Raw genomic sequence first — 26,162 nt, forward strand, 5'->3', positions numbered from 1 at the left:
TTAGCGAGCCCCCTTGGCGAGGGAGCGTCAGGCGCGATCCGCGGACTGGGCGATCTCCTGCCGCAACTGGTCGACCTTCGCGTTGGCCCACTGTCGGACGTCATCGCCGAACACGAACCGCGACGGCGTCTCGTCCTGTGAAGCAAGCGCTACGATCCGCGCGGCGAGCAGCGTCGGGTCGCCCGGCTGATTGCCGTTGGCCCCGTCCACGAAGGCGCGGAACTGCGCGACCGCCTCGGCATAGTCCGGAACGTCGATGCTGCCGAAGCTCGCCGACTTCCTGTCCATGAACTCGGTGCGCAGCATCCCCGACTCGACCAGGAGCGAGCGGATGCCGAACGGCGCCAGCTCCTGTGCGAAGCCCTCCATCCATCCCTCGACCGCGAATTTGGAGGCCGAGTAGACCGCCCCTCCCGCGTTGGAGACCAGCCCGCTCACCGAAGAGATGGTCACGATGAGGCCTGAGCGACGCAATCGCATGTGGGGGGCGACCGCGCGCGCGACGTTCATCGTGCCGAACAGGTTGACCGCGAACTGGCGCCGCACCTCGGCGTCGGTGAAGGTCTCGAAGAAGCCCAGTTCGGCATAGCCGGCATTGTTGACCAGCACGTCGATCCGACCGAACCGCGCAGCGACCTCCGCCGCGACCGATTTCGCCGCATCGCCATCGACGATATCGAGCGCGAGGGCGTGCAAGCGATCGTTGTCGCTTCCGAAGGCCTCGAGCACCGCGTCGCCGGATCGCGCCGTTGCGACCACGGTTTCGCCCGCGTCGAGCGCAGCGCGCGCGATCTCACGTCCAAGTCCGCGGCTTGCGCCCGTCACCAACCAGACCTTGCCCATCGTCTGCTCCTCTTTTCCTTCGAGAACGCGCTTACTGACCGTCGGGCGGCACGGGACCGGGCAGCACCCCCGCCGATCACGTAGTCGGAACCGGTGATGAAGGCCGACCCGTCGGAACTCAGGAACAGCACGAGCCGAGTGATCTCACCTGTCTCGGCCATGCGCCGCGCGGCGAAGGGCTCCGGGGAGAAGTGATCGCTCACCGGCGCCTCTCTGGCCGCAGCGGCTCCGTGATCAGCTTCGTGTTCAGCCCATCGCCAGTTCCTCGCGCGTTGCACTGTCACCGACTAGGTAGCAATGCTAATTGATCGAGATAATGGCCTAATCAGTAATGGGGCTCAGTAGCGAGATTCATCAATGCGTCCGGACCAGCTCGGCGACCTCGCCATCTTCGCCGCGATCGCCTCCGACCGCAGCTTCACGCGAGCCGCGAGGCGGCTTGGGGTCACGCAGTCGGCGTTGAGCCAGACCATGAAGCGGCTGGAAGGCCAGCTCGGTTTCCGCCTGCTCTCCCGCACGACACGGAGTGTCGCCCCGACGGCTGCCGGCGAACGCCTGCTCGCCGCGCTGTCGCCGGCGCTGTCCGCGCTGGACCAGGAGATCGAGGCGCTGTCCCAGACGAGCGGAGCAGCGATCGGGACCGTTCGGATCACGGCAGGCAAGCATGCCGCCGACACGGTGCTATGGCCGATGCTCCCGGACTTCATGCGCCTTCACCCCGGCGTTGAGGTGGAGGTGTGCGTGGAAGATGCGATGACCGATGTCGTGGCGGGCCGATATGACGCCGGCATCCGGCTCGGCGAGCGACTGGAGAAGGACATGATCGCCGTGCCAGTCGGCCCTTAGCTTCGCGTCGCAGTCGTGGCCGCTCCCAGCTATCTGAACGACCGTCCTGCGCCGGTTGAACCCGCTGACCTCGCTGGCCATCGCTGTATCGCCTATCGCGGCGCCAATGGCGACCTGTCTGCCTGGTCGTTCGAGCGCGACGGCCATGCGGTGACGGTCGCGCCGGGACGCGGACCAGTGTTCAATGACGGCGACCTGCTGGTGGCGGCCGCCGTCGAGGGGTTCGGCATCCTCTACATCCTGGAGGATCTGGTGGCGTCCCCGATTGCCGATGGCCGTCTTACCCGCTTGCTGGAGCCGTGGTGCGAGCCGTTCCCCGGCTATCACCTCTATTTCCCCGATCGGCATGGGACGAAGGCCTTTGAGCTATTCAAGGAAGCACTTCGAGCCGCCTAGGGCGAGCTGGGCCCGCTGCGAGTGGCGGCTGTCTGGCGCTTCCAGTCGCCGGGCGGGCACGCCCCCATCGTCGGCTGTTGAGGCTGTCGCTCCGAACAAGTGAGCGGATCGTGGCTCAACGATCCCATTCAACTAGATGTCCGCGCGGCGCGCGTTCCCCGGGCGGGTGTTGCGCTGATGAACGTCCGGCCCGCGCGCGATTTTCGCCCGGCCCTCGAGATGAGCCTGGCGGCGCTGTTCCAGCCCGCTTCCACCTCTTCCAGATCCCAGACCCGGTACACTTCGCGGCGTGCACGGCTCGGATCTGAAGCCGAAAATGGCACGCCGGGAGCCGTCTTAACGGTAGGCTGAACACTCGAGTGGGAGTGAGCCGCAGCGACCCGATCGTGCAGGCGGCCGGGCGTCGGAAGGAGTAGGGTGGAACCACGATGCGCCCGGCGGCCTTAGAGCCTGGACGCCGGTGCGCGCAGGCGGGCCTGCGCCGACGCCGGGCGCCAGTCACAGAAACGCCAGGCCAGAGCCCTGCGCTGGCCGCGCCCTCACCAGATCGGCGATCATGACCTCGCTTCCCGACATCAAAGACCTCGAGCAACGGGCGCTGGCCACCGAGCGGCTTCTGAACACGCTCATCGCGCTGCTGTCCGCCCGCGACCCCAACCTGCTGAGTGACCTGCAGGCCGTGTTCGACGAGCCGGGCTTCGCATCCGACGAGGCCGGCTCTGCGGCAGCGTCCACCTGGCGGCGGATCATGGGCGAGCTCAAGGCCACAGGACGGCTGGTCGAGAGTCTGGGCGACAATCAGGGACACTAGCCGGCCACGCCGGCGCGCGGCCAGGCCAGGCGACGCCGGTTGATCCGCATCGACCCGTCAAACGTTCAGCTCTCCAGGGACGGGCGGGCGCTAGGCTGGTCCGTCGCAAGCCCCCAATAGACGCGCGGCCGTGCGCCTCGGCGGGGCAGGAGGGCGCATGTACGAGCGGGTGCACGGATTCATCGAGCAGCTTGCGAAGCTACTGGAGTTCGCCGGAGTGGGGATCATCGTCGTCGGCGCGGTGGCGGCGAGCGTGTTCTTCCTGCGCCAGGCGCGGCGCAGCGGCGACTGGCGAGCCGCCTACGAGGCCTATCGGGCGAACCTGGGCCGCGGAATCCTGCTCGGGCTGGAGCTGCTGGTCGGGGCCGACATCATCGGCACCATCACCGCGCCCCTGACCTTCGAGAGCGTGGGCCTCTTGGCCCTGATCGTGGTCATCCGGACCTTTCTCAGCTTCTCCCTCGAGACGGAGATCGAGGGCCGCTGGCCCTGGCGGCGCGCCGAGGCCGGAGGGGCGCGGACGCGCTGACGCTGCGGCGGCCGGCCGGTCAGCGGCGCCGGTTCTGCGGGCGCGGGGGGCCGGAGGTGCGGGCGCCTTCGGAACGGTGGCGATAGGTGATGCGGCCGCGTTCCATGTCGTAGGGGGTCATCTCGACGGTGACCCGGTCGCCGACGATGGCGCGGATGCGGTGCTTCTTCATCTTGCCCGCCGTGTAGGCGAGAATCTCGTGCTCGTTCTCAAGGCGCACCCGAAAGCGGCCCTCAGGCAGGAGTTCGGTGATGGTCCCGTCGAGCTCGACGGGGTCTTCCTTGGCCATGTTGAGTCCTCATGGGCCGGCGCGGGCGACGGCTCTCGCCGCCGCCCGTCGCGACCGCGTTGCAGGTGGAATCAGTCGCCCTGGCTGGGCCCGGCGCGGCGCGTGTCGCGCGCCCGCGCTTCTTCGGCCTCGGCCATCTGGGTCCAGGTGGCGGCGGAGTGACGCTGCAGTTCGCGGACCCGGTCCAGGGTCGCGTCCTCGGCCAATGCGAGCGCATGCAGCGCCCGCACACGGTATTCGGCGGCCTTGAGTTCAGCTTTGATCATATGATGACTCCTGCCGGGGCCGCCGCGGCTATTCCTGGAAAGCGAGTTGCTGGCTGTGGCGGATCCGCTCGATCCTCAGGGCGAGGTGGTCGAGCGATTGGGACCGCAGCGCTGGATAGGCGCGCCTCAACTGGTGGAGGCTCGCAGACGGAAGACGCGTGACGAGCCGCTTCAGCGGTTCATCGGCGTCGGTCGGGTATCTGAAGTTCATGACTTAAGCGTGGGGCCGCGGCGCGCCCGGCAGTCGTCAGGCGGCCTGGAGTTGGCCGGCCGAGGTCTTGCCGCTGCGCTGGTCGCGCTCCAGCTCGAAGCCGAGCTTCTGGCCTTCGTGGAGCGAAGGCAGGCCGGCGCGCTCAACGGCCGAGATGTGCACGAAGACGTCGGCGCCGCCCTCATCGGGTTGGATGAAGCCAAAGCCCTTTTGGGCGTTGAACCACTTCACGGTTCCAATTTGCATGATGGTCCCTTTCCGGACACGAGTTCTCACGCCCAGAAGCAGGCGCTGAGATCAAATTTTCGGAGAGGGTCGGTAATCAGAGCGGGCCGAAAGTACGAATTTTCCGGCGGCGCCAAACGAGCCTAAGCGACATTTGATTGTCCTATATTGGCGTATATCCCGGGAATTGCAAGCCAACGACCCGGAAATACTCGCGCCCCCCCCGCCTGCGGCAGGCGCCAGAGGCCCTCCGCGCGTGACGTCGGGAGGCTCCGCGCGAGGGTGGCGCGGCGGCGGGCGGCCCGCTAGGGCGCCGGATTCTGCGCTTCGTCCTCGGCGATCAGCGCGTCGAATTCGAGGATCTCGCGCTTGAGATCGGCGACGGCCCCGGCCGACACGTCCACCCCGCCGGCCCGAAGCGTCAGCGAGCCGCTCTCGAACATCTCCAACTGCTCGATCAGCATCGTGCGAAGGTCGCGCCAGCGTTTGACGATGTCTGAATGGGTCGGCATTCGCGGACTATAGGCCGGCCGCGGGGCGGGAGCGAGCCGCAAGACCGGCGGCCCCGAAATTCGCGAGCTCAGCCTTCTGCGGCGCCGGGGGTGCGATCCGGGGCGCGGGGGCAACCGTAGTAGCCGCGATAGCCCACCGTGAGCCCCTCGCCGGCGCGCACGTCGAAGGTCATGTCGGCCGGGGTGCGACGCGCGTCGCCGACGCGGACGGGGCGGTCCGGGCGGATCCTCAGGGTCACGTCCCCGGCCTGCAGCACCGGCGGGCCGTCGCCGGCGGACGGGCTTGTCCGCAGCGCCACGAGCTTGCCGTTCAGCTTGACCACGCCTGCGCCCGCGGGGGCGAAGGCGAGCACCGGCTTGCCGCTGCTGGTGTAGCGGAACTCGCAGCGGGGGCCGGCGCCGATCACCCGGCGGAGCTCGGCGTCGTCCATGGTGTGGGGGTCAAGGGTCGGCACGTCGGCGCCCTGCAGGGCCGCCGGGGCGGGAACCAGCTCGGCGACCGGCGGCGCTGCGAGCCCGCGGGTCTTGTCGTCGGGGCGGCCGTCGCCGCATCCGGCGAGGGCGGCGCCGGAAAGGAGGAGGGCGAGGGCGGCCGGCCGCATCAGTCCCGCGCCTCCAGGTCGCGCACCAGGTACTTCATCTCGGCGATCTCCCGCTCCTGGGCCTCGATGATCTCGTCGGCGAGCTTGCGGACCCGCGGGTCGGAGATCTGGGCGCGGCTGCTGGTGAGGATGGCGATCGAGTGGTGCGGGATCATCGCCCTCATGTAGGAGGCGTCGTCGACCGTGGCCTGGCTGCGCACGAGCCAGAGGGATCCGGCGAACACGACGGCGGCGCCGGCGAAGATCGCGATGTTGAGCCGCCGGTTCCTGTACATGCCGAGCATGAAGGCGAGCATGACGACGGCCATGGTCGCGCCCATCAGGACGGCCATCCAGACCCGCGTCTGGCTGAAGAGCACGTGCTCGAGCAGGTAGGTGTTCAGGTACATCAGGCCGTACATGACCACGGTCGAGGTCGCGATCATCGCGGCGAAGCGCCAGTAGGACATCTGCATGCGTCTTGCTCCGACCTAGGGCTCGGCGTGGCCGTGGCGGGCGGCGGACCCGCCGGCCCGGGCGTAGCGCTCGGCCTCCATCCCCGGGAGCTGCTTGACGAAGGCCGCCAGGCCCCAGAGCTCGCGGTCGTCGTGTGTGGCGCCGAAGGCGGGCATGCCGGACATCTTCACGCCGTGCTTGGCGATCCAGTAGATCTCCTTGACCTCCCATTGGGCGGCGGCCTCGGCCAGGTGCGGAGGCCTGGGGCGCATGCCGGCCGCCCAGGGCTCACGCTCGGCGCCGGGACCGGCGTGACAGTGCTGGCACATCGCCTTGTAGGCGCCGGCCCCCGACTGGAGCATCTGCGGCGTGATCTGCGGCGGCTCCAGGCCGCGGGCGCGGTTGCGCACCGAGTTGTGGAAGGTGGTGTCCAGGGCCCAGCGGCCGATGGCGGAGTGCTCCTCGCTCGCCGCGACGTCGTAGCCGCCGCTGTAGACGACGATGAGGCCGACGACCGCCCCGGCCGCGAGGAGGCCGCCGGCGCCGGCGGCGACGCCAAGGCCGAAGCGGCCCTTCGGGGGAGAGGAGGACGCTTCCCGCTCGTGCGGTGGACCGGATGTCTGATCGGGCATCAGCGCCGCCTCCCTCGACCGCCGGGCCCGGCATCGGGCCGCTGAGGGGGAGGTAACGGCGCGGGCCGGCCGCGGTTGCGGCCGGGCGCAACCCGGGCCGACGCAACCGGCCGCGGGTCAGGCCCCCGGGGTCAGGCGCCCGGGTCAGGCGTTCGCCGAAGCCTTGGCGATCAGCTCGTCGTCGATCTGGCGGGCCCGCACGGCCGCGGGACGCCCGTCGATCCGCGCCAGATAGGCCTCGAACGCGGGACGCCTGGGCAGCGTGCCGAAGTTCACCCCCCAGCCCACCTGGCTGCCCACATAGACGTCGGCGGCGGTGAAGCGCTCGCCGGCGATGTAGGGATGGGCCGCGACGGCCTTCTCCAGGGTGTCGACGGTCAGGTCGTAATCGCCGTAGCCGACCATGGCGCGGCGCTCGGCCGGGGGCTCGAAGCCGAGGGAGCGGTTGACCACCGCCGATTCCACCGGGCCGGCGGAGAAGAACATCCAGCGATAGTAGTCGGCCCGCTCCTCCGGCTGCGGCGCCAGGCCGGCCTCGGGGAACGCGTCGGCCAGATAGGCGCAGATCGCCGCGGCCTCGCTCACCACGCGCCCCTGGTGGACGATGGTAGGCACCTTGCCCATGGGGTTCAGGCGCAGGAACGCCTCGCTCCTGGCGCCGAAGTCCACGATCACCGTGTCGTACGGGGCGCCGACCTCCTCGAGCATCCAGCGGACGATGCGGCCCCGAGACATGGGGTTGGTGTAGAAGACCAGATCGCTCATGCCGTTCTCCCGGGTTTGCGGCGGCCGGAGGCTAGCACCGCGCCGGGGCCGACGACAGACGAGACGGCGGCCAGCTCAGCCCCGCCGGGACTGATCCACGTCGCGGACCGCGCCGCGGGCGGCGCTGGTGGTGAAGGCGGCGTAGGCCTGCAGCGCCTTGGACACCTTGCGCTCGCGCTTGGCCGGCTTCCAGGCCGCCGCGCCCCTGGCCTCCATCGCCGCGCGGCGGGCGGCGACGACCTCGTCGGCGACGGCCAGGCGGATGGTGCGGCCGGGGATGTCGATCTCGATGACGTCGCCGTCCTCCACCAGGCCGATCAGCCCGCCCTCGGCCGCCTCGGGCGAGACGTGGCCGATCGACAGGCCCGAGGTGCCGCCGGAGAAGCGGCCGTCGGTGATCAGGGCGCAGGCCTTTCCAAGGCCCTTCGACTTCAGATAGCTCGTCGGATAGAGCATCTCCTGCATGCCGGGGCCGCCGCGCGGCCCCTCGTAGCGGATGACCACCACGTCGCCGGCCTTGACCGAGCCGTTGAGGATGCCGCTGACCGCCGCCTCCTGGCTTTCATAGACCTTGGCCGGGCCCGAGAACTTCAGGATGCTCTCGTCGACCCCGGCGGTCTTCACGATGCAGCCGTCGAGCGCGATGTTGCCCTTCAGCACGGCCAGGCCGCCGTCCTTGGAAAAGGCGTGATCGATGTCGCGGATCACGCCGGCCTCGCGGTCCAGGTCGAGGTCCTCCCAGCGCCGGCTCTGGCTGAACGCCGTCTGGGTGGGCACGCCGCCGGGGGCGGCGCGATAGAAGGTGTGGACCGTTTCACTGTTGGCGCGGCGCACGTCCCAGCGGGCGAGGGCGTCGCCCAGGGTGGCGCTGTGGACGGTGGGCACGTCGGTGTGGATCAGGCCGCCGCGCTCCAGCTCGCCGAGGATCGCCATGATGCCGCCGGCGCGGTGGACGTCCTCCATGTGCACGTCGGACTTGGCCGGGGCCACCTTGGACAGGCAGGGCACGCGCCGCGACAGCCGGTCGATGTCCTCCATGGTGAAGTCGATCTCGGCCTCCTGGGCCGCAGCCAGCAGGTGCAGGACGGTGTTGGTGGAGCCGCCCATGGCGATGTCCAGGCTCATGGCGTTCTCGAAGGCCCGGAAGCTGGCGACCGAGCGGGGCAGCACGCTTTCGTCGTCCTGTTCGTAGTAGCGGCGCACGATGTCGACGATCAGGTGGCCGGCCTCCAGGAACAGGCGCTCGCGATCGGCGTGCGTGGCGAGGGTCGAGCCGTTGCCGGGCAGGGACAGGCCCAGGGCCTCGGTCAGGCAGTTCATGGAATTGGCCGTGAACATGCCCGAGCAGGAGCCGCAGGTGGGGCAGGCCGAGCGCTCGATGGCGGCGACCTCCTCGTCGCTCACCTTGTCGTCGGCGGCCGCGACCATGGCGTCGATCAGGTCCAGGGCGACTTCCTTGCCCTTCAGCACGACCTTGCCGGCCTCCATCGGCCCGCCGGAGACGAACACGCTGGGAATGTTCAGGCGCAGGGAGGCCATCAGCATGCCGGGTGTGATCTTGTCGCAGTTGGAGATGCAGACCATGCCGTCCACGCAGTGGGCGTTGGCCATGTACTCCACGCTGTCGGCGATCAGCTCGCGCGAGGGCAGGCTGTAGAGCATGCCGTCGTGGCCCATGGCGATCCCGTCGTCCACGGCGATGGTGTTGAATTCCTTGGCCACGCCGCCGGCGCGCTCGATCTCGCGGGCGACGAGCTGGCCCAGGTCCTTCAGATGCACGTGGCCGGGCACGAACTGGGTGAAGGAGTTCACCACGGCGATGATCGGCTTGCCGAAATCCGAGTCCTTCATGCCTGTGGCGCGCCACAGGCCGCGGGCGCCGGCCATGTTGCGGCCGTGGGTGGAGGTGCGGGAACGGTAGACGGGCATGGGCGGTCCCTGATCGTCGGCTTACGCGGTGACATATGGGGGCGCGGCGCGAAAACGGCGCCCGCGGATGGCGGTAGCGCCTCAGGACGGCTATGTCACCCGCCGTCGTTCCGATTCCCGGCGAAGGAGCCCCGGTGTCCCAGACCGCCACCCTCTACGGCATCAAGGCGTGCGACACGATGAAGAAGGCCCGCGACTGGCTGGACGGCCACGGCGTGGCCTACGCCTTCCACGACTACAAGACCGCCGGGATCGACCGGGCGCGGCTCGAGGCCTGGGTGGACGAGCTGGGCTGGGAGACCGTGCTGAACCGGGCCGGGACCACCTTCCGCAAGCTGCCCGAGGCGGCGCGGCAGGACCTGGACGCCGGCAAGGCGGTCGAGCTGATGCTGGCCCAGCCCTCGATGATCAAGCGGCCGGTGCTGGACATGGGGGACCGGCAGCTGGCCGGCTTCAAGCCGGAACTCTACGCGGCCGCCTTCGGCAAATAGTTCCGGACCGCCGCATCCGTTCGGCGTCGCGGCGGCGACTTCAGTTTGACGGAAGCGGGCATGGGGCCCAGCCTTCCGTCCTGGAGCGCCGACATGGACGAATTCTGGCGGGACTTCTGGTGGCTGATCTTCCCGGTCGGCGCATTCCTCTATGGCGCATGGGACCGCTGGCTGGCCTATCGCCGCCGGCGCGACGCGCTGGACCTCATCAAGACGCTGTCCGCCCAGGGCAAGGACTTGCCCCCCGAACTGCTACGCGAGGTGCGCGAGGAGGCGTTTGACCCGGATCCCTTCGCCGGCGGCGCCTACGCCGGGGACCGCTACGCCCGCCGGGCGGCGCGACGCTACTACCGCTGGCGGCATGCGCCCTACCGGCGCTGGCACGCGGCGATCGTCACCGGCGCGGTGGCGGCGGGCTTCTGGGCGGCCTCGGAGTACTCGGGGGTCGTGGAGGCGGAGGGCGCGTTCCGGGTGGTTGCGATCGTGCTGACCTGCGTGGCCGGGGCCAACCTGCTGCTGGCCCTGCTTGCCGGGGGCCTGCGTGACCGATGAACCCCGAGGGCCTGGACGAGATCCTGGTCCGGGCCGCCCGCGACGGCTCGCCCGAGGCGTTCGGGCGGCTGGTGGAGCGCCACCAGCAGGCGGTGCGGGGCTTCCTGCGGCGGGCGTTCGGCGACTGGTCGCTGGCCGACGACCTGGCCCAGGAGACGTTCATCGCCGCCTGGGAGCGGCTGGGAGAGCTGCGGGAGGGAGCCAGCCTGCGCGCCTGGCTGTGCGGGATCGGCTATCGCAAGGGACTGAGCGCCCAGCGCTCGGCCGGGCGGGCGCGGCGACGCGAGGCGGACTATGCCGCGTCGCGCGAGACGGCGGCCGCGCCGCGCAGCGAGGAGCGGATCGCCCTGGAGGCGGCCATGGCCGGCCTGCCGGTGGAGCAGCGCGCTGCGGTGGCCCTGTGCCTGGCCGCGGACTTCTCGCACGCCGAGGCCGCCCAGGCGCTGGGCGCGCCGCTGGGCACGGTGAAGTCCCACGTGGCGCGCGGCCGCGCGCGGCTGGCCCAAGCCCTGGGAGTGGAAAATGGACGCGCTTGACGAGCGAATGAGGCGCCTGTTCGCCGAGGACGAGCCGCCGGCCCGCGATCCGGCCTTCGTCGCGCGGGTGGCCGAAGCGGCGGCCCGGCGCCGGCTGCGCGGCGAGCTGGCGATGCTGGCCCTGGCGAGCCTGGCGGCGGCGGGGGGGCTGTACGTCTTCTCGCCGGTGCTGACGCCGGCGGTGGAGGCGCTGGCGCGCCAGCTGGCGCCGGTGGCCGCCGGGCTCGTCCTGGCGGCGGCGGCGAGCGCGCTGGTCACCGGGCGCTTCAGCCTGGGCCTTGGTCTGCGATCATGACGAACATTTCATGGCCCGAGGCGCATCCGTAGGGCCTACTCGGCGCCTCTAAGGGGCACAGGACGGGCGCAACGAAGCCCGCGAGCTGAGAAAAGGAGATTTCGGGATGGAGATACTCGTTCCGCTGGGGTTCTTCGCGATGATCGCGGGGATCGTCATCTACCCGCGCTACCTGAAGAGCCAGGAGCGCCTGCGCCTGCAGGACACCCTGCGCACCGCCATCGAGAAGGGCCAGCCCCTGCCGCCGGAGGTGATCGAAGCGATCTCCTCCGACGCGCGGACCAAGCCGGCGCCCTCGCCGCAGCGCGACCTGCGCACCGGCATCGTGTGGCTGGGGGTGGCCGTGGGCCTGGCGGCCTTCGGCTGGATCATCGGCTTCGAGGAGCCGGACGCGACCTATCCGATGATGGGCGTCGCCGCATTCCCGGGATTCATCGGTCTGGCGTTCATCGTCATCGCCCTGCTGGGCCACCGCAAGTCGTAAGCCGGCCGCACGAAGGGGGGTGAGCCCATGGCGGGCGCCCACAGACAGACACTGACGAGCCTGCACGACGTGGAGCTGGCCGCCCAGGCGGCCACCGGCGAGCGGCGCGCCTTCGGCGAGCTGGTCCGGCGGCACGGCTCGGGCGTGCGCGGCCTGCTGCGGCGGATGGGCGTGAGCGCGGCGGAGGCCGACGACGTGGCCCAGGACGCCTTCCTGACCGCCTTCGAACGAATCGCCGAATTCCGCGGCGAGGGCACGTTCGCGGCCTGGGTGAAGCGAATCGCCGCGCGGGCCTACCTGCGCCGGCTGCAGAAGGAGCGCAGGGTGCAGAGCTTCGCCGAGGAGGCGCAGGATGCGCCCGACGCCGCCGCGGTCGATCCGGCCGGCCGCATCGACCTGGACGAGGCGCTGAAGAGCCTGGGCGCGGCCGAACGGCTGTGCGTGTCTCTATGTTACGGCGCGGGTCTGTCCCACGCCGAGGCGGCGGAGTCCTTGAACCTGCCGCTGGGAACGGTCAAATCCCATGTCAAACGTGGTCTGGATAAGCTCAGAGCGCGCCTGGCGCCTGCTGACGTCCTCGAAGAAGGGAGGCGCGAGAATGGCTGAAGTCGATTTCGAGCGCGCCCTGGAGCGGATGTACGCCGAGGCGCCGGCCTTCGCCGACGGGGAGTCCTTCGCCGCCGCGGTCGAGCGGCGGCTCAACCGCGGCTGGACGGTCCGGCGGCTGATGATCGGCGGGGCCGGGCTGGCCGGGGGCGTGATCGGCGCCTCCCAGTTGATCCTCTCGCGGGTGGTGGACCGGCTGGAGACCGCCTCGGAGGGTTCGGCGAAGATCATTTCGGCCGGCTGGCGCGAAGTCTCGCCGTCTGCGGACCTGATCGCCAGCATGCCCGCAAGCTCGCCGATGGTGTGGATGGCCCTGGCCATGGCGCTGCTGGCGCTGGGCTTCGTCGTCACGCGGCTGATCGACGAGTTCTGAGCTTGCGCCGCAGCCGGACGGTCGCGGCGTTGCGGCGCGCGGCCATGCGCTATAGGTTCGCCGCCCATTCCAACGCCCAAGCGCGGAGTCCCCGTTCGTGGTCGATCTGTTCGAAGAGGTCGAGGAGCAGCTCCGCTCCGACCGCTACAAGTCGCTTGCGCTGAAGGCGGTCCCCTGGATCGCCGGACTGCTGGCGCTGGCGCTGGTGGTCGCCCTCGGCGTCTGGGGCTGGCAGGCCTACAACCGCCGCGCCCACACCCAGGCCTCGGAGACCTACGCCCAGGCCATGGAGGCCTTCGGCCGCCAGGACCGCGAGGCGGCCATGCGCCTGTGGGGCGAAGTGGCCCAGTCGCCGTCCAAGGGCTACAAGACCCTGGCCCTGATGCAGCAGGGCGGGGTGAGCCAGAGCGAGGGCAAGACCGAGGCCGCGGTCAAGTTCTTCGACGAGGCCGCCAAGGCCGCGCCGAACCCGCTGCTGGCCGACGCCGCGCGCCTCAAATCCGCCTTGGCGCTGCTCGACACCGCTCCCTACAAGGAGATGGAGGCGCGTCTGACGCCGCTCACCGAAGAGGGCCGGCCCTATCGGGCGCAGGCGCGCGAAGCCCTGGCCTTCGCCAAGCTGATGGCGGGGAACGTCGCCGGCGCGCGCGAGGACTTCGTCATCATCCGCAACATGCTGGACGCCCAGGAGGGCGCGCGCCAGCGGGCCGCCGCGGCGATCGAGCTGATCGATTCGGGCGGCGCCAAGGGCGTGCCCGCGGCGGTGAAGGCCGCGGCGAGCCTGCCGCCCGCCTCCGCCCCGTCCGCCGGCGGCGCGTCCGCCCCGCAACAACAAGCCCCCGGTCCCCAATGAGCTCCAAGCGCCGTCTCGTCCTGACCGCCGCCCTGATCGCCGCCGCCGTCGGCGCGAGCGGCTGCTCGACGATCAACCGATTCAACCCCTTCGACCGGGACGACGAGGTGCAGGAGGTCGCCGGCGAGGGCGAGCGCATCTCGATCGTGGCGGCCGACGAGAAGGTCGAGCCGGCCGAGGGCCTGAAGGGCGCGGACTTCTTCCTGCCCGCGCCCGCGCCGCGGACGGACTGGCCGCTGCCCGGCGGCACGCCCGAGCAGTCAGTGGCCCATGTCGACGCCGCCCCCGAGCTCTCGGTCGCCTGGCGCCGAGGATTCGGCGAAGGCTCCAAGCGTGGGCGCCATGTGACCGCCCCGCCGGTGATGGCCGCGGGCAAGGTGTTCGTGATGGACGGCGAGGCCACGGTCTCGGCGATCGACGCGGCGAGCGGCGGCCAGGCCTGGCGGGTCGACCTGCGGCCGGACCTCAAGCGCGACCGCGAAGCCTTCGGCGGCGGCCTGGCCTACGCCGACGGCAAGCTCTACGTGAGCTCCGGCTACCGCTTCGTCGCCCGCCTCGACGCCCAGACCGGCCAGGTGGAATGGAAGAAGTCCACCGAACAGCCGCTGCACGCCGCCCCGACGGTGGCGCTGGGCCGGGTGATGGTGGTGGCCATCGACAACACCCTGGTCACGTTCGAGGCGGCTGACGGCGAGCCCGGCTGGACCTATCAGGCCCTGACCGAGCCGGCGCGGATCCTGAAGGCCTCGAGCCCCGCCGTGCAGGGCGACACGGTGGTCGCCTCCTTCGGCTCGGGCGAGCTGGTGGCGCTGCGCATCGCCAACGGCAACGAGCTGTGGAGCGAGACCCTGTCGCGGGCGAACCGCTCCAACGCCCTGTCGGAAATCCGCGACATTCCCGGGCGGCCGGTGATCTACGAGGGCGACGTCTACGCGGTCAGCCACTCGGGCGTGTTCGCCGCCACGGACCTGCGCACGGGGGTTCCGCGGTGGACCCTGCCGATCTCCGGGATCACCACCCCCTGGGTCGCCGGCGACGTCGTCTATGTGGTCTCGCGGAGCGGCCAGGTGATCTGCATCGCCCGCGAGTCGGGCCAGGTCTACTGGATCAGGGACCTCAACGAGGGCCAGGCCGCGACCAAGAAGGGCTTCCTGGGCTTCGGCGGCAAGAAGGACGCCCGGCCGGTGTGGTCGAGCCCGCTGCTGGCCTCCAACCGGCTCGTGCTCGGCTCCAGCACCGGGCGCGTGGTCGCCCTGAACGCCAAGACCGGGGAGATCGAGAAGTCGATCGACGTGGGCGCGCCGGTGCTGATCGCCCCGATCGCCGCGGACGGAAAGATCTTCATCGCGACCGACGAGGCCCAGCTCGTCGCCCTGCGCTAGGGCGGGGCCGGGACTCCCATGCCGCTCAAGCTGGCGATCGTCGGGCGTCCCAACGTCGGCAAGTCGACGCTGTTCAACCGCCTGGCGGGCCGGAAGCTCGCCATCGTCGACGACCGGCCGGGGGTGACCCGCGACCGGCGTTTCGGCACGGGACGCCTGGGCGACCTTGACCTGGAGCTGATCGACACCGCCGGCTTCGAGGACGTGTCCGACGAGAGCCTGGAGGCGCGGATGCGCGCCCAGACCGAGCGGGCGATCGACGAGGCGGACGTCTGCCTGTTCGTGATCGACGCGCGCGAGGGGGTCACGCCGCTCGACGAGGTGTTCGCCGAAATCCTGCGCAAGCGCGACAAGCCCGTGATCCTGGCGGCCAACAAGGCCGAGGGCAAACAGGGCGACGACGGCATACTGGAGGCGTTCGGCCTGGGCCTGGGCGAGCCGGTGGCCATCTCCGCCGAACACGGGGAGGGCATGGCCGACCTGTTCGGCGCCATCGCCGCGGTGGCCCCGGCCGAGGACGAGGAGGCCGAGGACGAGGCCGACAAGCCGGTGCGCATCGCCATCGTCGGGCGGCCCAACGCCGGCAAATCGACCCTGGTGAACCGGCTGATCGGCGAGGACCGCCTGCTGACCGGCCCGGAGGCCGGCATCACCCGCGACGCCATTCCGGTGGACTGGACCTGGGAGGGCCGGGCGGTGCGCCTGGTGGACACCGCCGGCCTGCGCCGCAAGGCGCGGGTGCAGGAGAAGCTGGAGAAGCTGTCCACAGCCGACACCATCCGGGCCATCACCTTCGCCGAGGTGGTGATCCTGGTCATGGACGCCACCCATCCCTTCGAGATCCAGGACCTGCAGATCGCCGACCTGGTGGAGCGCGAGGGCCGCGGCCTGGTGTTCTGCCTGACCAAGTGGGACCTGGTGGAGGAGCCGGGCCAGCGGCTAAAAGAGGTGATCGAGCAGGCCGAACGGATGCTGCCGCAGCTGCGCGGCGCGCCGGTGATCGCCCTGTCCGCCGAGACCGGCCGGCACCTGGACCGGCTGATGCCGGCGGTCTTCAAGGTCCACGCCGACTGGTCGACCAAGGTGAAGACGCGGGACCTGAACGACTGGCTGCAGATGGCCATCCAGCGGCACCCGCCGCCGGCGGTGAACGGACGGCGGGTGAAGCCCAAGTACATGGCCCAGACCAAGGCGCGGCCGCCGACCTTCGTGCTGTTCGCCTCGCGCGCCGACCAGCTTCCGGACCACTACCGGCGCTACCTGATCAATTCCCTGCGCGAGAGCTTCGATCTGCCGGGCGTGCCGATGCGCGTGACCGTCAAGTCGAGCAAGAACCCCTACGCCGAGGGCGAGGCCAAGAGCGGGCCGGCCCCGGTGTCGGCGCCGGCGTTCGCGCCGAAGATCGGTCCCAAGGCCAAGACCCCCAAGGGCGTGGCCGCCGCCCGAGCGCGGGCGGCCGGCGCCCCCGCGGCCAAGCCGCAGCCGGCTTCGGCCTCGGCCAAGCCGAAGGCCAAGGTCAAGAAGACCGCGGGCTCGCCGAAGGGCAGGGCGGCCAAGCTCGCCCGGCCGGGGGTCAAGCCGAAGCGAGCGTCCCGGCCGACTTCCAGGCCGCGAAGCTCACGTTGACCTTGGGCAGGCCGAGCTCGGCCTGCGCCAGCTCCACGATCAGCGGACCGATCTCGGAGGGATCGGGCAGGGTCATGGGATCCTCGCCCGGCATGGCCTCGGCGCGCATGCGGGTGCGCATCTGGCCCGGATCGACGATGGCCGCGCGGATCCTGGTGTTCTCCAGCTCGTCGGCCCAGGTGCGCACGATGTGCTCCATGCCGGCCTTGGACGCGCCATAGGGCCCCCAGAACGCCTTCGGACGCTCGACACGGCCCGAGGTGATGAAGATGGCGCGGCCGGCGTCGGAGGCGCGCAGCAGCCGTTCCATGGCCCGGATCAGGCGCCAGGTCCCGGTGAGGTTCACGGCCATCACCTTGTCCCAGGCCGAGGGGTCGATGTGGCTGACCGGCGTCAGGGGACCAAGCACCGCGGCGGCGTGGACCAGGATGTCCAGGCGGCCGAAGCGCTGATGGAGGGCCAGGCCCAGGTGGTCCAGCCCGTCCGGCTCGGCCAGGTCGAGAGGCACGAGGGTGGCGGACTGGCCGGTGGCGGCCTTGATCTCGTCGTCCAGCGCCTCCAGCGCCCCCTGGGTGCGGGCGACGGCGACGACGTGCGCGCCGGCGGCGGCCAGCGCCAGGGCGCAGGCGCGGCCGATGCCGCGGGAGGCGCCGGTGACCAGGGCGATCCTGCCCCGAAGCGGAAGGTGCGAAGTCATGGGCGGCCTTCTAGCTGCTCTTGGCGGCCGTGTCCGCCCGCTTTGCATAGGCCTGGGCGATGACGGCGCAGGCCATGAGCTGGATCTGGTGGAAGATCATGATCGGCAGCAGCACCAGCCCCAGGCTCGCGCCCGGGAAAAGCACCCCGGCCATGGGCACGCCGCTGGCGAGGCTCTTCTTGGAGCCGCAGAAGACGATGGTGATCTCGTCCTCCTTGGAGAAGCCGAAGGTGCGGGCGGCCCAGGTGGTCGCCGCCAGCACGATCGCCAGCAGCGCCGCGCAGAGGACGAGGAGGCGGGCGAGGTCGAGGGCGCCGACCTCGCGCCAGATGCCGCCGGCCACCGCCTCGCTGAACGCCGAATAGACCACCAGCAGGATCGAGCCGCGGTCGGCGTAGGACAGGAGCTTGGCCTTGTCGGCCACCCAGGCGCCGATCAGCGGCCGCAGGGCCTGGCCGGCGACGAACGGGACGAGGAGCTGGAGCACGATCGACTGGGCCGAGTGCAGCGACAGGCCGCCGCCCTGAGAGTGCAGCAGCAAGCCCGCCAGCACCGGCGTCAGGGCGATCCCCAGGAGGTTGGAGGCGGTGGCCGAGGCGACGGTGGCGGCGACGTTGCCGCGGGCGATGGCCGTGAAGCCGATCGAGGACTGGATGGTCGAGGGCAGGCAGCACAGGAAGATCAGGCCTGGCCCCAGGGCGGCGGGCGAGATCGCCGCCGGCAGCGCCGCCAGCGCCAGGCCCAGCAGCGGGAACAGGGCGAAGGTCGTCGCCAGCACCAGCAGGTGCAGCCGCCAGTGCGTGACCCCCTTGATCACCGCCTCGCGCGAGAGCCGCGCTCCGTGCAGGAAGAACACCAGGGCGATGGCGACCTTGGTCGCGGTCTTGAAGACCGGCGCGGCGGCGCCGGTGGCCGGCAGCACGCTGGCCAGACCCACCATCCCGACGATGAGGATGATGTACCAGTCGGGCCTGAGGCGTTGCAGCCAGCCCGCTCTCTTCCCGCTCACGCGTCGACGAGGAACGACAGCTGCCGGTCGGCGGAGTCGTTGCGGCCTTCAGCGATCTCGCGGTCGAGCAGCCGGGTGGGATAATCGCCCGTGAAGTAGTGGTCGGTGAACTGGGGGTCGACGGGATTGCGCGGCTCGGCGTCCATCGCCCAGTAGAGGCCGTCGACCGACAGATAGCCCATGGAGTCCACCTCCAGCAGGCGCGCAATCTCCTCGACCGAATGGTTGGCGGCCAGCAGCTTGTCGCGGTCGGGCATGTCGATGCCGTAGAAGTCGGGCCACTTGATCGGCGGCGAGGCCGAGCGCAGGTGGACCTCGGCGGCGCCGGCCTCGCGGACCATCCGCACCACCCGCACCGAATTGGTGCCGCGCACGATGGAATCGTCGATCAGCATCACCCGCTTGCCGGCCAGGACGGCGCGGTTGGGCGACAGCTTCATGCGCACGCCCAGCTCGCGGGCGCCCTGGGTGGGCTGGATGAAGGTGCGGCCGACATAGTGGTTGCGGATGATGCCCATCTCGAACGGCAGGCCGGTCTCCTGGGCGAAGCCGAGAGCGGCGGGCACGCCGGAATCGGGCACCGGAACCACCACGTCGGCGGAGACCGCGCTCTCCTGGGCCAGGCGCCGGCCCATGCGCTTGCGCACCTCGTAGACCGAGCGGCCGTTCACCACCGAATCCGGGCGGGCGAAATAGACGTACTCGAAGATGCAGGGGCGGGCCCGGGCGGCGGGGAAGGGGCGCAGGCTCTCGACGCCGTTGTGGTCGATCACCACCATCTCCCCGTGCTCGATGTCGCGCACGAAGCGGGCGCCGATCATGTCCAGGGCGCAGGTCTCGGAGGCGAGCACCGCCTTGCCGTCCAGTTCGCCGAGCACCAGCGGACGGATGCCGAGCGGGTCGCGCACGCCGATCAGCTTCTTGTTGGTGATGGCCACCAGGGCGTAGCCGCCCTCGATCTGGGTCAGGGCCTCGATGAAGCGGTCGACGAAGCGGGCTTTGCGCGAGCGGGCCAGGAGATGGAGGATGACCTCCGAGTCCGAGGTCGACTGGAAGATCGCGCCGTCGGCGACGAGCTGCTCGCGCAGGGTCAGGAAATTGGTCAGGTTGCCGTTGTGCGCCAGGGCCACGCCGCCAGCCTCGAGGTCGGCGAACATCGGCTGGACGTTGCGGATGAAGCTGCCGCCGGCGGTGGAGTAGCGGGTGTGGCCGATGGCGGTGCGGCCGGGCAGGCGGGCGACGAGGTCGGGCCCGCTGAAGGCGTCGCCCACGTGGCCCATGTGCCGCTCGGTGTGGAAGCGCTGGCCGTCGAAGCAGGCGATGCCGCAGGCCTCCTGGCCGCGGTGCTGCAGGGCGTGCAGGCCTAGGGCGGTGATCGCGGCGGCGTCGGCCACGTCGAAGGCGCCGAACACGCCGCATTCGAGCCGGGGCGTGTCGTCGTCCGGGTCCCGCTGGGGCGGCGACCACCGCTCGGCGGGGCCGGACCAGTGGCGGCCGAGGCGCGTGTCCAGGACGTCAGTCATCGGGATTTCTCCACCAGATCGTCGATGCCGCTCCGCTCGCGGGAGTCGTAGCCTTGCTGTGTCGAGGTTCCGTCGCCGCCGTTCATGGCGTCGGCGATGGCGGGCTTGAGCTTATCAGCCATGTCAAGTCCCTTGGGCGCGAAGGCTTTGAGCACCTGTGCGGCCGCCGTGGTCAAGGGATAAAGCGCCGCACCCGAGATCCAGCGAGGCACCCGCTCGGGCGGCGTGGCGGCGTTGAAGGCGAGGTTGAAGGCCCCCAGGACCACCAGGGCGCGCAACAGGCCGAAGCCGAGCCCGGCGGTGCGATCGAGGAATCCGAGGACCTCGGTCGCCTGGATCTTCTCGGCCAGGCCGCCGCCGACCAGGCGAAGGACGATGTAGACCACCACGAAGACGACCAGCACCGCGCTGACGGTCGCCGCCCAGTCCGGATCGATCGCCTGGCGCGCGAGCGGGCCGCTGAAGCGCAGGGCGTAGACCGAGGCGATCGCCGCGCCGATCAGGGCCAGCACCGTCACCATCTCCCGCGCGCCGCCGCGCACGAAACCGGCGATCCCCGAAACCGCCAGCAGCGACAGGGCGATGATGTCGAACAGGGTCACAGGGCCTAGTCCCAATCGCCGTCGCCGATGCGGCGGATGGCGTCGGCCAGGCGGGCGACGCCGCTGACGCGCATGCCGCCCGCCCCCTCCAGGTCGCGCGGGCCCAGCGCCCGGCCGAAGCCGAGCTTGGCGGCTTCCTTCATACGCGCGTCCATACGGCTCACAGGGCGGATGTCCCCTGACAGGCTCACTTCGCCAAACACAACGCAGTCCTGCGGCAGGGCCTGATCCAGGGCCGAGGAGGCGAGCGCCGCCGCCGCCGCCAGGTCCGCCGCCGGCTCGCTGATGCGAAGGCCGCCGGCGACGTTCAAATAAACGTCACGATCGCCAAATCCAAGGCCGCAACGGGCCTCCAATACGGCGAGCACCATGGCCAGGCGCCCGCCGTCCCATCCGACCACCGCCCGGCGCGGGGTGCCATAGGCGGACGGGGCGACCAGGGCCTGGAATTCCACCAGCACCGGGCGGGAGCCCTCGATGCCGGCGAACACGGCCGCGCCGGCGGCCCGCTCGCCCGAGGTGTCAAGGAACAGGGCCGAGGGGTTCTTCACCTCGGCCAGGCCGGCGTCGCCCATCTCGAACACGCCGATCTCGTCGGTGGCGCCGAAGCGGTTCTTGGCCCCGCGCAGCACGCGGAACGGATAGCCGCGCTCGCCCTCGAAGGAGAGCACCGCATCGACGATGTGCTCGATGACCCGGGGACCGGCGATGGCCCCCTCCTTGGTGACGTGGCCGACCAGGATCACCGCCACGCCGCGCTTCTTGGCGAGGCGCACCAGTTCGCCGGCGGCGGCGCGCACCTGGGTGACGGAGCCGGGACCGGCCTCGTGGGCGTCGCTCCACATGGTCTGGATGGAATCGATGACCACCAGGTCGAACGGCTCACGCTTCAGCCCGTCCACGATGTCGCGCAGGGAGGTCTCGGCGGCGAGCTTCACCGGGGCGTCGGCGAGGCCCATGCGCTGGGCGCGGGCGCGCACCTGCTCAATCGCCTCCTCGCCGGAGATGTAGGCGCAGCGGGCGCCGCGGCGGGCGGCCTCGCCGACGACCTGCAGGAGCAGGGTGGACTTGCCCACTCCCGGGTCGCCGCCCAGGAGGATGGCCGAGCCGGGCACCACGCCGCCGCCGCACACCCGGTCGAACTCGTCCACCCCGGTGCAGATCCGGGGCGGGGCGGGGGTGGCGTCGGCCAGGCCCTCGAACGCCAGCCCGCGGGCGCGGGCGCCCTTCGCCGGGGCCAGGGCGCCAGGAGGGCGGGCCTGGACCTCCTCGACCAGGGTGTTCCAGCCGCCGCAGCCGGCGCACTGGCCCGACCACTTGTTCTGCGCGGAGCCGCAGGACTGACAGACGTAGACGGCGCCGTCGCGGGCCATGCGTTCTCCTGATTCGGCGAGTTCGCCAGTCTAACCCCGGTGGCCGACACGTCCGACAGGCGAGCGGACGTTGCCGATCCGGGGTCTTGGGTTAGGTTAACGCCTGGGAACGTGGACGGCGGCAGGGCCGGGGAGCTGGTGATGAGCGTGGTCGAGCCGGGGCAGGGCCCTGCAACCTTAGTTGGCCGGGTGAGAAGCATCCTGCTGCAGCCGGGCCGCACGTGGGAGGAGATCGACCCCGAGCCGGCGACCATCGGCGGGCTCTATCGCAGCTACGTCCTGCCGTTGGCGCTGATCCCGGCGGTGTGCGGGCTGATCGGACCGCTGGTGTTCGGCTACCGCGGCCTGTTCGGCTTCCATTTCCGGCCCGCGTTCACCTGGGTGGTGGCCGCGCAGGTCTCCGGCCTGGTCGTGACCCTGATCGGCGTCTATGTGCTGGCGCTGATCATCGACCTGCTGGCGCCGAGCTTCCAGGGCCAGCGGAACCAGGTGCAGGCCTTCAAGGTGGCCGCCTATTCGGGGACGGCCGCCTGGGTGGCCGGGGTGTTCCAGATCCTGCCGGCCCTGGGCTTCTTGAGCATCCTTGGCCTCTACAGCTTCTACCTGCTCTACAAGGGCCTGCCGCGGCTGATGAAGACGCCGCAGGAGAAGGCGGTCCCCTACACGGCCGTGGTGGTGATCGCCGCCGCGGTGATCGGCGCCGTGGCCATGATGATCCTGGGCCCGCTGACGCGGATCGGCCAGGGGCCCGCGTCGATGCACGCCAACCGCGGAGAGGTGACCATGCCGGGCGGCGCGCGCGTGGACCTGGGCCAGCTCGAGGCCGCCTCCAAGCGGGCGCAGGCCGCCGCCGAGAGCATCCAGAGCGGCCAGGGGGGCGAGGCCACCGATCCCAGCCGCCTGAAGGCCTATCTGCCGGCGACGATCGCCGGCTACGGACGCACCGAGCTCACCGCCTCCAGCGGCGGGGTCGGCGGCGTCAACGGCTCGCAGGCCGTGGGCACCTACACCCGCGGCGACGGCCGCTTCACCCTCACGGTCACAGACCTTGGCGCAGCCGGCGCCCTGACCGCCATGGCCGGCGCCTTCAATCTGGAGTCCTCCAGCGAGAGCGAGGGGCGCTACGAAAAGGTCGGCGAGGTCGACGGTCGGATGACCACGGAGGAGTACGACACCGGCGCCCGCCGCGGCGAGTACAGCGTGCTGGTGGCCGACCGCTTCTTGGTGCAGGCCGAGGGCGAAGGCGTCAGCATCGAGGAACTGAAGGCCGCGGTGCGGTCGGTCGGATTCAGCCAGCTGGAGCAGCTGGCCCAGGGGGACTGAAGGCCGGCGGTCAGTCGGCGGAGCCGAGATAGACGCGCTCGCCGCGGCCGCCCAGGCGCACGAGGCACTCGTGGGCGACCGTGCCCGCGGCGTGGGCGAGGTCGTCGATGGCGACGTTGGGCCCCAGCAGCTCGACCATGTCGCCGATGCGTGCGGGCGCCTCGCCGATCTCCACGGCCGTCAGGTCCATGGTGACGAAGACGATGGGCCGGCGCTCGCCCGCCCACCAGGCGTAGCCGCCGCGGGCGGCGCGCAGGAGCCCGTCGGCGTAGCCCGCGCCCAGGATCGCCAGGCGCATCGGCCGCTCGGCCTGCAGGCTCGAGCCGTAGCCCAGGAACTCGCCGGGCGGCGCCACGCGGACGTCCAGGATCGGCGCCTCGAAGGTGGCGACGGCGCGCAGCCGCGGATCGGGCCGCTCCTCCGGTCCGCCGCCGTAGAGGGTGATGCCGCCGCGAACCTGCTCGAAGCGCCAGTCGGGGCCGAGGAAGGCGCCGGCCGAGGCGGCGAAGCTCGCCTGCGCCTCGGGGAACAGGGCGCGGACGGCGGCGAACCGCTCTAGCTGCAGGCGGTTGCGCGGGTCGGCGGGGTCGGTGGCCGAGCCGAGGTGGCTCATCAGGAGGCGCACGTCCAGCCCGCGCAGGCGGTCGCGGGCTGCCAGCAGGGCCTGGGCCTCGGCCGGGGTCAGCCCCTGGCGGTTCATGCCGCTGTCGACGTGCAGGGCGCAGGGCAGGGCGCGGCCGAGGGCGGCCGCAAGGCCTGCCGCCGCCTCCACCTGGACGGGGCTCGCCAGGACCGGACTGAGCCCCGCGGCGGCCAGACGCTCGCCGCCGCCCGGGGTCAGGCCGTCCAGGACGTGGATCACCGCCGGGCGCTCGGGCCCCAGGGCGCGGCGCAGGTCCTCGCCCTCGCCCAGGCGGGCGACGAAGAAGCTGCGCACGCCTTCGGCCCACAGGCGGGCGGCGACGGGGCCTGCGCCCAGGCCATAGCCGTCGGCCTTGACCACGGCGGCGACCTCCGCGCCGGGCGCGGCCGCGCGCAGGACGCCGAGGTTGGCGGCGAGGGCGTCGAGGTCGATCGTCAGGCGGGCGGCGCAGTCCATCCGCCCCCCTTAGCGGGCCGGGCGCCGATGTGCGAGAGGCGGGCCGCCGATCAGTGCGGATCGTAGCGGATGTGGTCGCGGGCGAGGTTGCCGAACTTGGTGAGGTCCTCGTTGAACGACAGTTTCACAGTGCCGATGGGGCCGTGACGCTGCTTGCCGATGATGACCTCGGCGATGCCGCGGACCTGGTCCATCTGCTCCTGCCACTTGAAGTGCTCCTCGGTGCCTTCGCGCGGCTCGGCGCGGCCGAGGTAGTAGCTCTCCCGATAGATGAACATGACCATGTCGGCGTCCTGCTCGATCGAGCCGGATTCACGCAGGTCCGAGAGCTGGGGCTTCTTGTCCTCGCGATTCTCCACCTGACGGGAGAGCTGGGACAGGGCGATGATCGGCACCGCCAACTCCTTGGCCAGGGCCTTGAGGCTCTGGGTGATCATGCTGACCTCCTGCACGCGGTTGTCGCTGTGCCGGTCGCCGCCGGTGATGAGCTGCAGGTAGTCGACGATGATCAGGTCCAGGCCCTGCATGCGCTTGAGCCGGCGTGCGCGGGCGGCCAGCTTGGCGATGGACAGGCCGCCGGTGGCGTCGATGAACAGCGGCGCTTCCTGGATCTCCAGGGCCGCGTCGCGGATGCGGCCGAACTCGACGGCGTCGATCTCGCCCTTGCGCAGGCGGTCGCCGGAGACGCCGGAAACCTCGGCCAGCAGGCGCATGGCGAGCTGTTCGGCGCTCATTTCCAGCGAGAAGAACGCCACGACCCCGCCGCTGACGGTCTTGCGTGAGCCGTCGGGCTGCGGCTCCCAGGCGTAGTGGCGGGCGACGTCGAAGGCGATGTTACAGGCCAGCGAGGTCTTCCCCATGGAGGGGCGGGCGGCCAGGATGATGAGGTCGGAGGGGTGCAGGCCGCCGATCTTCTGGTCGAGGTCGATGAGGCCCGTGGAGATGCCGGCCAGGGCGCCGTCGCGGCTGTGGGCCTCGGCGGCCATGGCCACCGCCCCATGCAGGGCCTCGGCGAAGGTCTGGAAGCCCTGGCTGACGCCGCCGGATTCGGCGAGGTTGAAGAGCTGTTGCTCGGCCTGCTCGATCTGGTCGCGGGCGGAGAGCTCGGCGTCGCCCTGCGTGGCGAGAGCGCCGATTTCGCCGCCGATGCGGATGAGCTCCCGGCGCAGGGCGAGATCGTAGACGGCGCGGGCGTAGTCCGGAGCGTTGGCGGCCGGCGGGGCGCGGTCGACGAGGTCGGCCAGATAGCGGACGCCGCCCAGCTCCTGGAACGCGGCGTCGCGGGCGAACTGCTCGGCGATCAGGATCGGCTCGGCCAACTGGCCCTTGCGCACGGCGTTCTCGATGGCGGCGAACAGGCGCGCGTGGAAGGGCTCGTAGAAGTGGCGGGCCTGCAGGTAGTCGCCGATCCGCTCGAAGGCGGCGTTGTCATAGAGGAGCGCGCCCAGGAGGGCCTGTTCGGCCTCGATGTTGGCCGGGGCGTGTGCGATCGCCTGATCGTTGTGGGCGGGTCGAAGGTCGAGTGCTGGAACGAGCGCCATGGGTTACCGATAGCTTAACGCCGGGGCGGGCGCCCTGCGTCCTTATGGCCTCATGCCCGGGATTCACAGGGGGCCGTGTGGATGTTCACTCCGGTCTTACGGAAAGGTGGAGCCAGGGCAGCCGCTCCTCGGTGAAGGCCTCGCCCGTGGGGGCGAAATCCTGCGGCCGCTCGAAGGCGCCCACGTGGAAATGGATCTCGGTCGGCCAGCGGTCGCCGACGTAGCTGAGCGTGGAGCCGCAGGCGCCGCAGAAGCCGCGCTCGACCCCCGGCGAGGAGGCGTAGACGGCCATCGGCTCGCCGAAGAAGCGGACCATCTCGGCCTCGAAGCCGGCGAAGGCCGACACCGGCGCGCCGCTGTGGCGGCGGCAGCTGTCGCAGTGGCAATAGCCGGTCCACTTGGGCGGACCGCTGGCCTGGAACCGGACGGCGCCGCAGAGGCACCGCCCTTCGTGGATGTGGGCGCCCATGATGCGATAGCCATGCAGCAAAAAGGGCGGCCCGGAA

Annotated in this window: 31 protein-coding genes and 1 pseudogene; 14 read left to right on the plus strand and 18 right to left on the minus strand. The window is 71.0% G+C overall.

Annotation, left to right across the window (positions count from 1 at the left end; translation table 11 throughout):
- Positions 1-27: 27 nt before the first annotated feature.
- A complete protein-coding gene (locus ACK4YQ_RS09165) occupies positions 28-843 on the minus strand; it encodes an SDR family NAD(P)-dependent oxidoreductase (RefSeq protein ID WP_409610555.1) in 816 nt (271 codons plus the stop codon).
- Positions 844-1,200: 357 nt separating this feature from the next.
- Here ACK4YQ_RS09165 and ACK4YQ_RS09170 point away from each other — a divergent pair.
- From ACK4YQ_RS09170 to ACK4YQ_RS09180, 3 genes and pseudogenes are all read left to right on the plus strand, one after another.
- Positions 1,201-2,085 (plus strand): annotated as a pseudogene (locus ACK4YQ_RS09170) (LysR family transcriptional regulator).
- A gap of 556 nt (positions 2,086-2,641) precedes the next feature.
- Positions 2,642-2,896 carry a hypothetical protein gene (locus tag ACK4YQ_RS09175; RefSeq protein WP_409610557.1) on the plus strand — a complete coding sequence of 85 codons (255 nt, stop codon included), beginning with the start codon at positions 2,642-2,644 and terminating at the stop codon, positions 2,894-2,896.
- Between the two features lie 157 nt (positions 2,897-3,053).
- Positions 3,054-3,425: a DUF1622 domain-containing protein gene (locus ACK4YQ_RS09180; RefSeq protein WP_409610559.1), complete on the plus strand. Its 372-nt coding sequence runs from the start codon at positions 3,054-3,056 to the stop codon at positions 3,423-3,425.
- Positions 3,426-3,444: 19 nt separating this feature from the next.
- On the opposite strand, the gene infA is transcribed toward ACK4YQ_RS09180, so the two are convergent.
- The 9 genes from infA to ilvD form a co-directional block, all read right to left on the minus strand.
- Positions 3,445-3,714, minus strand: a complete 270-nt coding sequence (gene infA, locus ACK4YQ_RS09185) for a translation initiation factor IF-1 (RefSeq protein WP_409610561.1) — start codon at positions 3,712-3,714, stop codon at positions 3,445-3,447.
- Between the two features lie 71 nt (positions 3,715-3,785).
- Positions 3,786-3,980: a hypothetical protein gene (locus ACK4YQ_RS09190; RefSeq protein WP_409610563.1), complete on the minus strand. Its 195-nt coding sequence runs from the start codon at positions 3,978-3,980 to the stop codon at positions 3,786-3,788.
- A gap of 247 nt (positions 3,981-4,227) precedes the next feature.
- On the minus strand, positions 4,228-4,437 hold the full coding sequence (locus ACK4YQ_RS09195) for a cold-shock protein (RefSeq protein WP_409610565.1): 210 nt from the start codon (positions 4,435-4,437) through the stop codon (positions 4,228-4,230).
- A gap of 284 nt (positions 4,438-4,721) precedes the next feature.
- Entirely contained in the window at positions 4,722-4,928 is a 207-nt protein-coding gene (locus ACK4YQ_RS09200) for a hypothetical protein (RefSeq protein ID WP_409610567.1), read from the minus strand.
- A gap of 68 nt (positions 4,929-4,996) precedes the next feature.
- Entirely contained in the window at positions 4,997-5,530 is a 534-nt protein-coding gene (locus tag ACK4YQ_RS09205) for a DUF6692 family protein (protein WP_409610569.1), read from the minus strand.
- Positions 5,530-5,985, minus strand: a complete 456-nt coding sequence (locus tag ACK4YQ_RS09210; protein ID WP_409610571.1) for a DUF305 domain-containing protein — start codon at positions 5,983-5,985, stop codon at positions 5,530-5,532. Before ACK4YQ_RS09210 ends, ACK4YQ_RS09205 begins: the two co-directional genes overlap by 1 nt.
- 15 nt (positions 5,986-6,000) lie before the next feature.
- Positions 6,001-6,597 (minus strand): c-type cytochrome, encoded by a 597-nt coding sequence (locus tag ACK4YQ_RS09215; protein ID WP_409610573.1) that lies wholly within the window; start codon positions 6,595-6,597, stop codon positions 6,001-6,003.
- Between the two features lie 144 nt (positions 6,598-6,741).
- The gene (locus ACK4YQ_RS09220; protein ID WP_409610575.1) at positions 6,742-7,362 is read right to left on the minus strand and encodes a glutathione S-transferase family protein; all 621 of its coding nucleotides are present in this window, start codon (positions 7,360-7,362) and stop codon (positions 6,742-6,744) included.
- 75 nt (positions 7,363-7,437) lie between these two features.
- The gene (gene ilvD, locus ACK4YQ_RS09225) at positions 7,438-9,291 is read right to left on the minus strand and encodes a dihydroxy-acid dehydratase (protein WP_409610577.1); all 1,854 of its coding nucleotides are present in this window, start codon (positions 9,289-9,291) and stop codon (positions 7,438-7,440) included.
- Between the two features lie 134 nt (positions 9,292-9,425).
- Between ilvD and ACK4YQ_RS09230 the strand changes: the two genes are divergently transcribed.
- The 10 genes from ACK4YQ_RS09230 to der all read left to right on the plus strand — a co-directional run bounded on the left by ACK4YQ_RS09230 (position 9,426) and on the right by der (position 16,489).
- Positions 9,426-9,782: an ArsC family reductase gene (locus ACK4YQ_RS09230; protein WP_409610579.1), complete on the plus strand. Its 357-nt coding sequence runs from the start codon at positions 9,426-9,428 to the stop codon at positions 9,780-9,782.
- 60 nt (positions 9,783-9,842) lie between these two features.
- Positions 9,843-10,334: a hypothetical protein gene (locus ACK4YQ_RS09235; protein ID WP_409610581.1), complete on the plus strand. Its 492-nt coding sequence runs from the start codon at positions 9,843-9,845 to the stop codon at positions 10,332-10,334.
- Positions 10,331-10,870, plus strand: a complete 540-nt coding sequence (locus tag ACK4YQ_RS09240; protein ID WP_409610583.1) for an RNA polymerase sigma factor — start codon at positions 10,331-10,333, stop codon at positions 10,868-10,870. The genes ACK4YQ_RS09235 and ACK4YQ_RS09240 overlap by 4 nt, the downstream gene beginning before the upstream one ends.
- On the plus strand, positions 10,857-11,165 hold the full coding sequence (locus tag ACK4YQ_RS09245; RefSeq protein WP_409610585.1) for a hypothetical protein: 309 nt from the start codon (positions 10,857-10,859) through the stop codon (positions 11,163-11,165). Before ACK4YQ_RS09240 ends, ACK4YQ_RS09245 begins: the two co-directional genes overlap by 14 nt.
- A 106-nt stretch (positions 11,166-11,271) precedes the next feature.
- The gene (locus ACK4YQ_RS09250; RefSeq protein ID WP_409610587.1) at positions 11,272-11,649 is read left to right on the plus strand and encodes a DUF6249 domain-containing protein; all 378 of its coding nucleotides are present in this window, start codon (positions 11,272-11,274) and stop codon (positions 11,647-11,649) included.
- A gap of 27 nt (positions 11,650-11,676) precedes the next feature.
- Positions 11,677-12,255: an RNA polymerase sigma factor gene (locus tag ACK4YQ_RS09255; protein ID WP_409610589.1), complete on the plus strand. Its 579-nt coding sequence runs from the start codon at positions 11,677-11,679 to the stop codon at positions 12,253-12,255.
- Positions 12,248-12,628: a hypothetical protein gene (locus tag ACK4YQ_RS09260; protein WP_409610591.1), complete on the plus strand. Its 381-nt coding sequence runs from the start codon at positions 12,248-12,250 to the stop codon at positions 12,626-12,628. Before ACK4YQ_RS09255 ends, ACK4YQ_RS09260 begins: the two co-directional genes overlap by 8 nt.
- A 97-nt stretch (positions 12,629-12,725) precedes the next feature.
- Positions 12,726-13,481 carry a tetratricopeptide repeat protein gene (locus tag ACK4YQ_RS09265; protein WP_409610593.1) on the plus strand — a complete coding sequence of 252 codons (756 nt, stop codon included), beginning with the start codon at positions 12,726-12,728 and terminating at the stop codon, positions 13,479-13,481.
- Complete coding sequence (locus ACK4YQ_RS09270; RefSeq protein ID WP_409610595.1) at positions 13,478-14,863, plus strand: PQQ-binding-like beta-propeller repeat protein; 1,386 nt, start codon at positions 13,478-13,480, stop codon at positions 14,861-14,863. The genes ACK4YQ_RS09265 and ACK4YQ_RS09270 overlap by 4 nt, the downstream gene beginning before the upstream one ends.
- 18 nt (positions 14,864-14,881) lie before the next feature.
- Positions 14,882-16,489 carry a ribosome biogenesis GTPase Der gene (gene der / locus ACK4YQ_RS09275; RefSeq protein WP_409610597.1) on the plus strand — a complete coding sequence of 536 codons (1,608 nt, stop codon included), beginning with the start codon at positions 14,882-14,884 and terminating at the stop codon, positions 16,487-16,489.
- On the opposite strand, the gene ACK4YQ_RS09280 is transcribed toward der, so the two are convergent.
- The 5 genes from ACK4YQ_RS09280 to radA are packed head-to-tail and all read right to left on the minus strand — an operon-like array spanning position 16,437 to position 21,693.
- Entirely contained in the window at positions 16,437-17,186 is a 750-nt protein-coding gene (locus tag ACK4YQ_RS09280) for an SDR family NAD(P)-dependent oxidoreductase (protein WP_409610599.1), read from the minus strand. The two genes, der and ACK4YQ_RS09280, sit on opposite strands and share 53 nt — an antisense overlap.
- Before the next feature lie 10 nt (positions 17,187-17,196).
- On the minus strand, positions 17,197-18,195 hold the full coding sequence (locus ACK4YQ_RS09285; protein ID WP_409610601.1) for a bile acid:sodium symporter family protein: 999 nt from the start codon (positions 18,193-18,195) through the stop codon (positions 17,197-17,199).
- A complete protein-coding gene (purF, locus tag ACK4YQ_RS09290; RefSeq protein WP_409610603.1) occupies positions 18,192-19,718 on the minus strand; it encodes an amidophosphoribosyltransferase in 1,527 nt (508 codons plus the stop codon). The genes ACK4YQ_RS09285 and purF overlap by 4 nt, the downstream gene beginning before the upstream one ends.
- Positions 19,715-20,320, minus strand: a complete 606-nt coding sequence (locus ACK4YQ_RS09295; RefSeq protein ID WP_409610605.1) for a CvpA family protein — start codon at positions 20,318-20,320, stop codon at positions 19,715-19,717. The genes purF and ACK4YQ_RS09295 overlap by 4 nt, the downstream gene beginning before the upstream one ends.
- Before the next feature lie 5 nt (positions 20,321-20,325).
- Positions 20,326-21,693 (minus strand): DNA repair protein RadA, encoded by a 1,368-nt coding sequence (gene radA, locus ACK4YQ_RS09300; RefSeq protein ID WP_409610607.1) that lies wholly within the window; start codon positions 21,691-21,693, stop codon positions 20,326-20,328.
- Positions 21,694-21,834: 141 nt separating this feature from the next.
- Here radA and ACK4YQ_RS09305 point away from each other — a divergent pair, with 141 nt between their 5' ends.
- A complete protein-coding gene (locus ACK4YQ_RS09305) occupies positions 21,835-23,016 on the plus strand; it encodes a Yip1 family protein (RefSeq protein ID WP_409610609.1) in 1,182 nt (393 codons plus the stop codon).
- Positions 23,017-23,026: 10 nt separating this feature from the next.
- On the opposite strand, the gene alr is transcribed toward ACK4YQ_RS09305, so the two are convergent.
- From alr to ACK4YQ_RS09320, 3 genes are all read right to left on the minus strand, one after another.
- On the minus strand, positions 23,027-24,115 hold the full coding sequence (alr, locus tag ACK4YQ_RS09310) for an alanine racemase (protein WP_409610611.1): 1,089 nt from the start codon (positions 24,113-24,115) through the stop codon (positions 23,027-23,029).
- 50 nt (positions 24,116-24,165) lie between these two features.
- Positions 24,166-25,656, minus strand: coding sequence for a replicative DNA helicase (locus ACK4YQ_RS09315; protein WP_409610613.1), 1,491 nt, complete (start codon positions 25,654-25,656; stop codon positions 24,166-24,168).
- 85 nt (positions 25,657-25,741) lie between these two features.
- The gene (locus ACK4YQ_RS09320; RefSeq protein WP_409610615.1) at positions 25,742-26,125 is read right to left on the minus strand and encodes a GFA family protein; all 384 of its coding nucleotides are present in this window, start codon (positions 26,123-26,125) and stop codon (positions 25,742-25,744) included.
- Between the last annotated feature and the right edge of the window lie 37 nt (positions 26,126-26,162).

Origin of the sequence: Phenylobacterium sp. (genome assembly GCF_046291545.1) — a bacterium.
Lineage (GTDB): Bacteria > Pseudomonadota > Alphaproteobacteria > Caulobacterales > Caulobacteraceae > Phenylobacterium.

Bases quoted from the DNA above. Each gene is read 5' to 3' on its own strand.
- ACK4YQ_RS09165 (WP_409610555.1), bottom strand. From the start codon at position 843: ATGGGCAAGGTCTGGTTGGTGACGGGCGCAAGCCGCGGACTTGGACGT.
- ACK4YQ_RS09175 (WP_409610557.1), top strand. From the start codon at position 2,642: ATGACCTCGCTTCCCGACATCAAAGACCTCGAGCAACGGGCGCTGGCC.
- ACK4YQ_RS09180 (WP_409610559.1), top strand. From the start codon at position 3,054: ATGTACGAGCGGGTGCACGGATTCATCGAGCAGCTTGCGAAGCTACTG.
- infA (WP_409610561.1), bottom strand. From the start codon at position 3,714: ATGGCCAAGGAAGACCCCGTCGAGCTCGACGGGACCATCACCGAACTC.
- ACK4YQ_RS09190 (WP_409610563.1), bottom strand. From the start codon at position 3,980: ATGATCAAAGCTGAACTCAAGGCCGCCGAATACCGTGTGCGGGCGCTG.
- ACK4YQ_RS09195 (WP_409610565.1), bottom strand. From the start codon at position 4,437: ATGCAAATTGGAACCGTGAAGTGGTTCAACGCCCAAAAGGGCTTTGGC.
- ACK4YQ_RS09200 (WP_409610567.1), bottom strand. From the start codon at position 4,928: ATGCCGACCCATTCAGACATCGTCAAACGCTGGCGCGACCTTCGCACG.
- ACK4YQ_RS09205 (WP_409610569.1), bottom strand. From the start codon at position 5,530: ATGCGGCCGGCCGCCCTCGCCCTCCTCCTTTCCGGCGCCGCCCTCGCC.
- ACK4YQ_RS09210 (WP_409610571.1), bottom strand. From the start codon at position 5,985: ATGCAGATGTCCTACTGGCGCTTCGCCGCGATGATCGCGACCTCGACC.
- ACK4YQ_RS09215 (WP_409610573.1), bottom strand. From the start codon at position 6,597: ATGCCCGATCAGACATCCGGTCCACCGCACGAGCGGGAAGCGTCCTCC.
- ACK4YQ_RS09220 (WP_409610575.1), bottom strand. From the start codon at position 7,362: ATGAGCGATCTGGTCTTCTACACCAACCCCATGTCTCGGGGCCGCATC.
- ilvD (WP_409610577.1), bottom strand. From the start codon at position 9,291: ATGCCCGTCTACCGTTCCCGCACCTCCACCCACGGCCGCAACATGGCC.
- ACK4YQ_RS09235 (WP_409610581.1), top strand. From the start codon at position 9,843: ATGGGGCCCAGCCTTCCGTCCTGGAGCGCCGACATGGACGAATTCTGG.
- ACK4YQ_RS09240 (WP_409610583.1), top strand. From the start codon at position 10,331: ATGAACCCCGAGGGCCTGGACGAGATCCTGGTCCGGGCCGCCCGCGAC.
- ACK4YQ_RS09245 (WP_409610585.1), top strand. From the start codon at position 10,857: ATGGACGCGCTTGACGAGCGAATGAGGCGCCTGTTCGCCGAGGACGAG.
- ACK4YQ_RS09250 (WP_409610587.1), top strand. From the start codon at position 11,272: ATGGAGATACTCGTTCCGCTGGGGTTCTTCGCGATGATCGCGGGGATC.
- ACK4YQ_RS09255 (WP_409610589.1), top strand. From the start codon at position 11,677: ATGGCGGGCGCCCACAGACAGACACTGACGAGCCTGCACGACGTGGAG.
- ACK4YQ_RS09260 (WP_409610591.1), top strand. From the start codon at position 12,248: ATGGCTGAAGTCGATTTCGAGCGCGCCCTGGAGCGGATGTACGCCGAG.
- ACK4YQ_RS09270 (WP_409610595.1), top strand. From the start codon at position 13,478: ATGAGCTCCAAGCGCCGTCTCGTCCTGACCGCCGCCCTGATCGCCGCC.
- der (WP_409610597.1), top strand. From the start codon at position 14,882: ATGCCGCTCAAGCTGGCGATCGTCGGGCGTCCCAACGTCGGCAAGTCG.
- ACK4YQ_RS09280 (WP_409610599.1), bottom strand. From the start codon at position 17,186: ATGACTTCGCACCTTCCGCTTCGGGGCAGGATCGCCCTGGTCACCGGC.
- purF (WP_409610603.1), bottom strand. From the start codon at position 19,718: ATGACTGACGTCCTGGACACGCGCCTCGGCCGCCACTGGTCCGGCCCC.
- radA (WP_409610607.1), bottom strand. From the start codon at position 21,693: ATGGCCCGCGACGGCGCCGTCTACGTCTGTCAGTCCTGCGGCTCCGCG.
- ACK4YQ_RS09305 (WP_409610609.1), top strand. From the start codon at position 21,835: ATGAGCGTGGTCGAGCCGGGGCAGGGCCCTGCAACCTTAGTTGGCCGG.
- alr (WP_409610611.1), bottom strand. From the start codon at position 24,115: ATGGACTGCGCCGCCCGCCTGACGATCGACCTCGACGCCCTCGCCGCC.
- ACK4YQ_RS09315 (WP_409610613.1), bottom strand. From the start codon at position 25,656: ATGGCGCTCGTTCCAGCACTCGACCTTCGACCCGCCCACAACGATCAG.
- ACK4YQ_RS09320 (WP_409610615.1), bottom strand. From the start codon at position 26,125: ATGGGCGCCCACATCCACGAAGGGCGGTGCCTCTGCGGCGCCGTCCGG.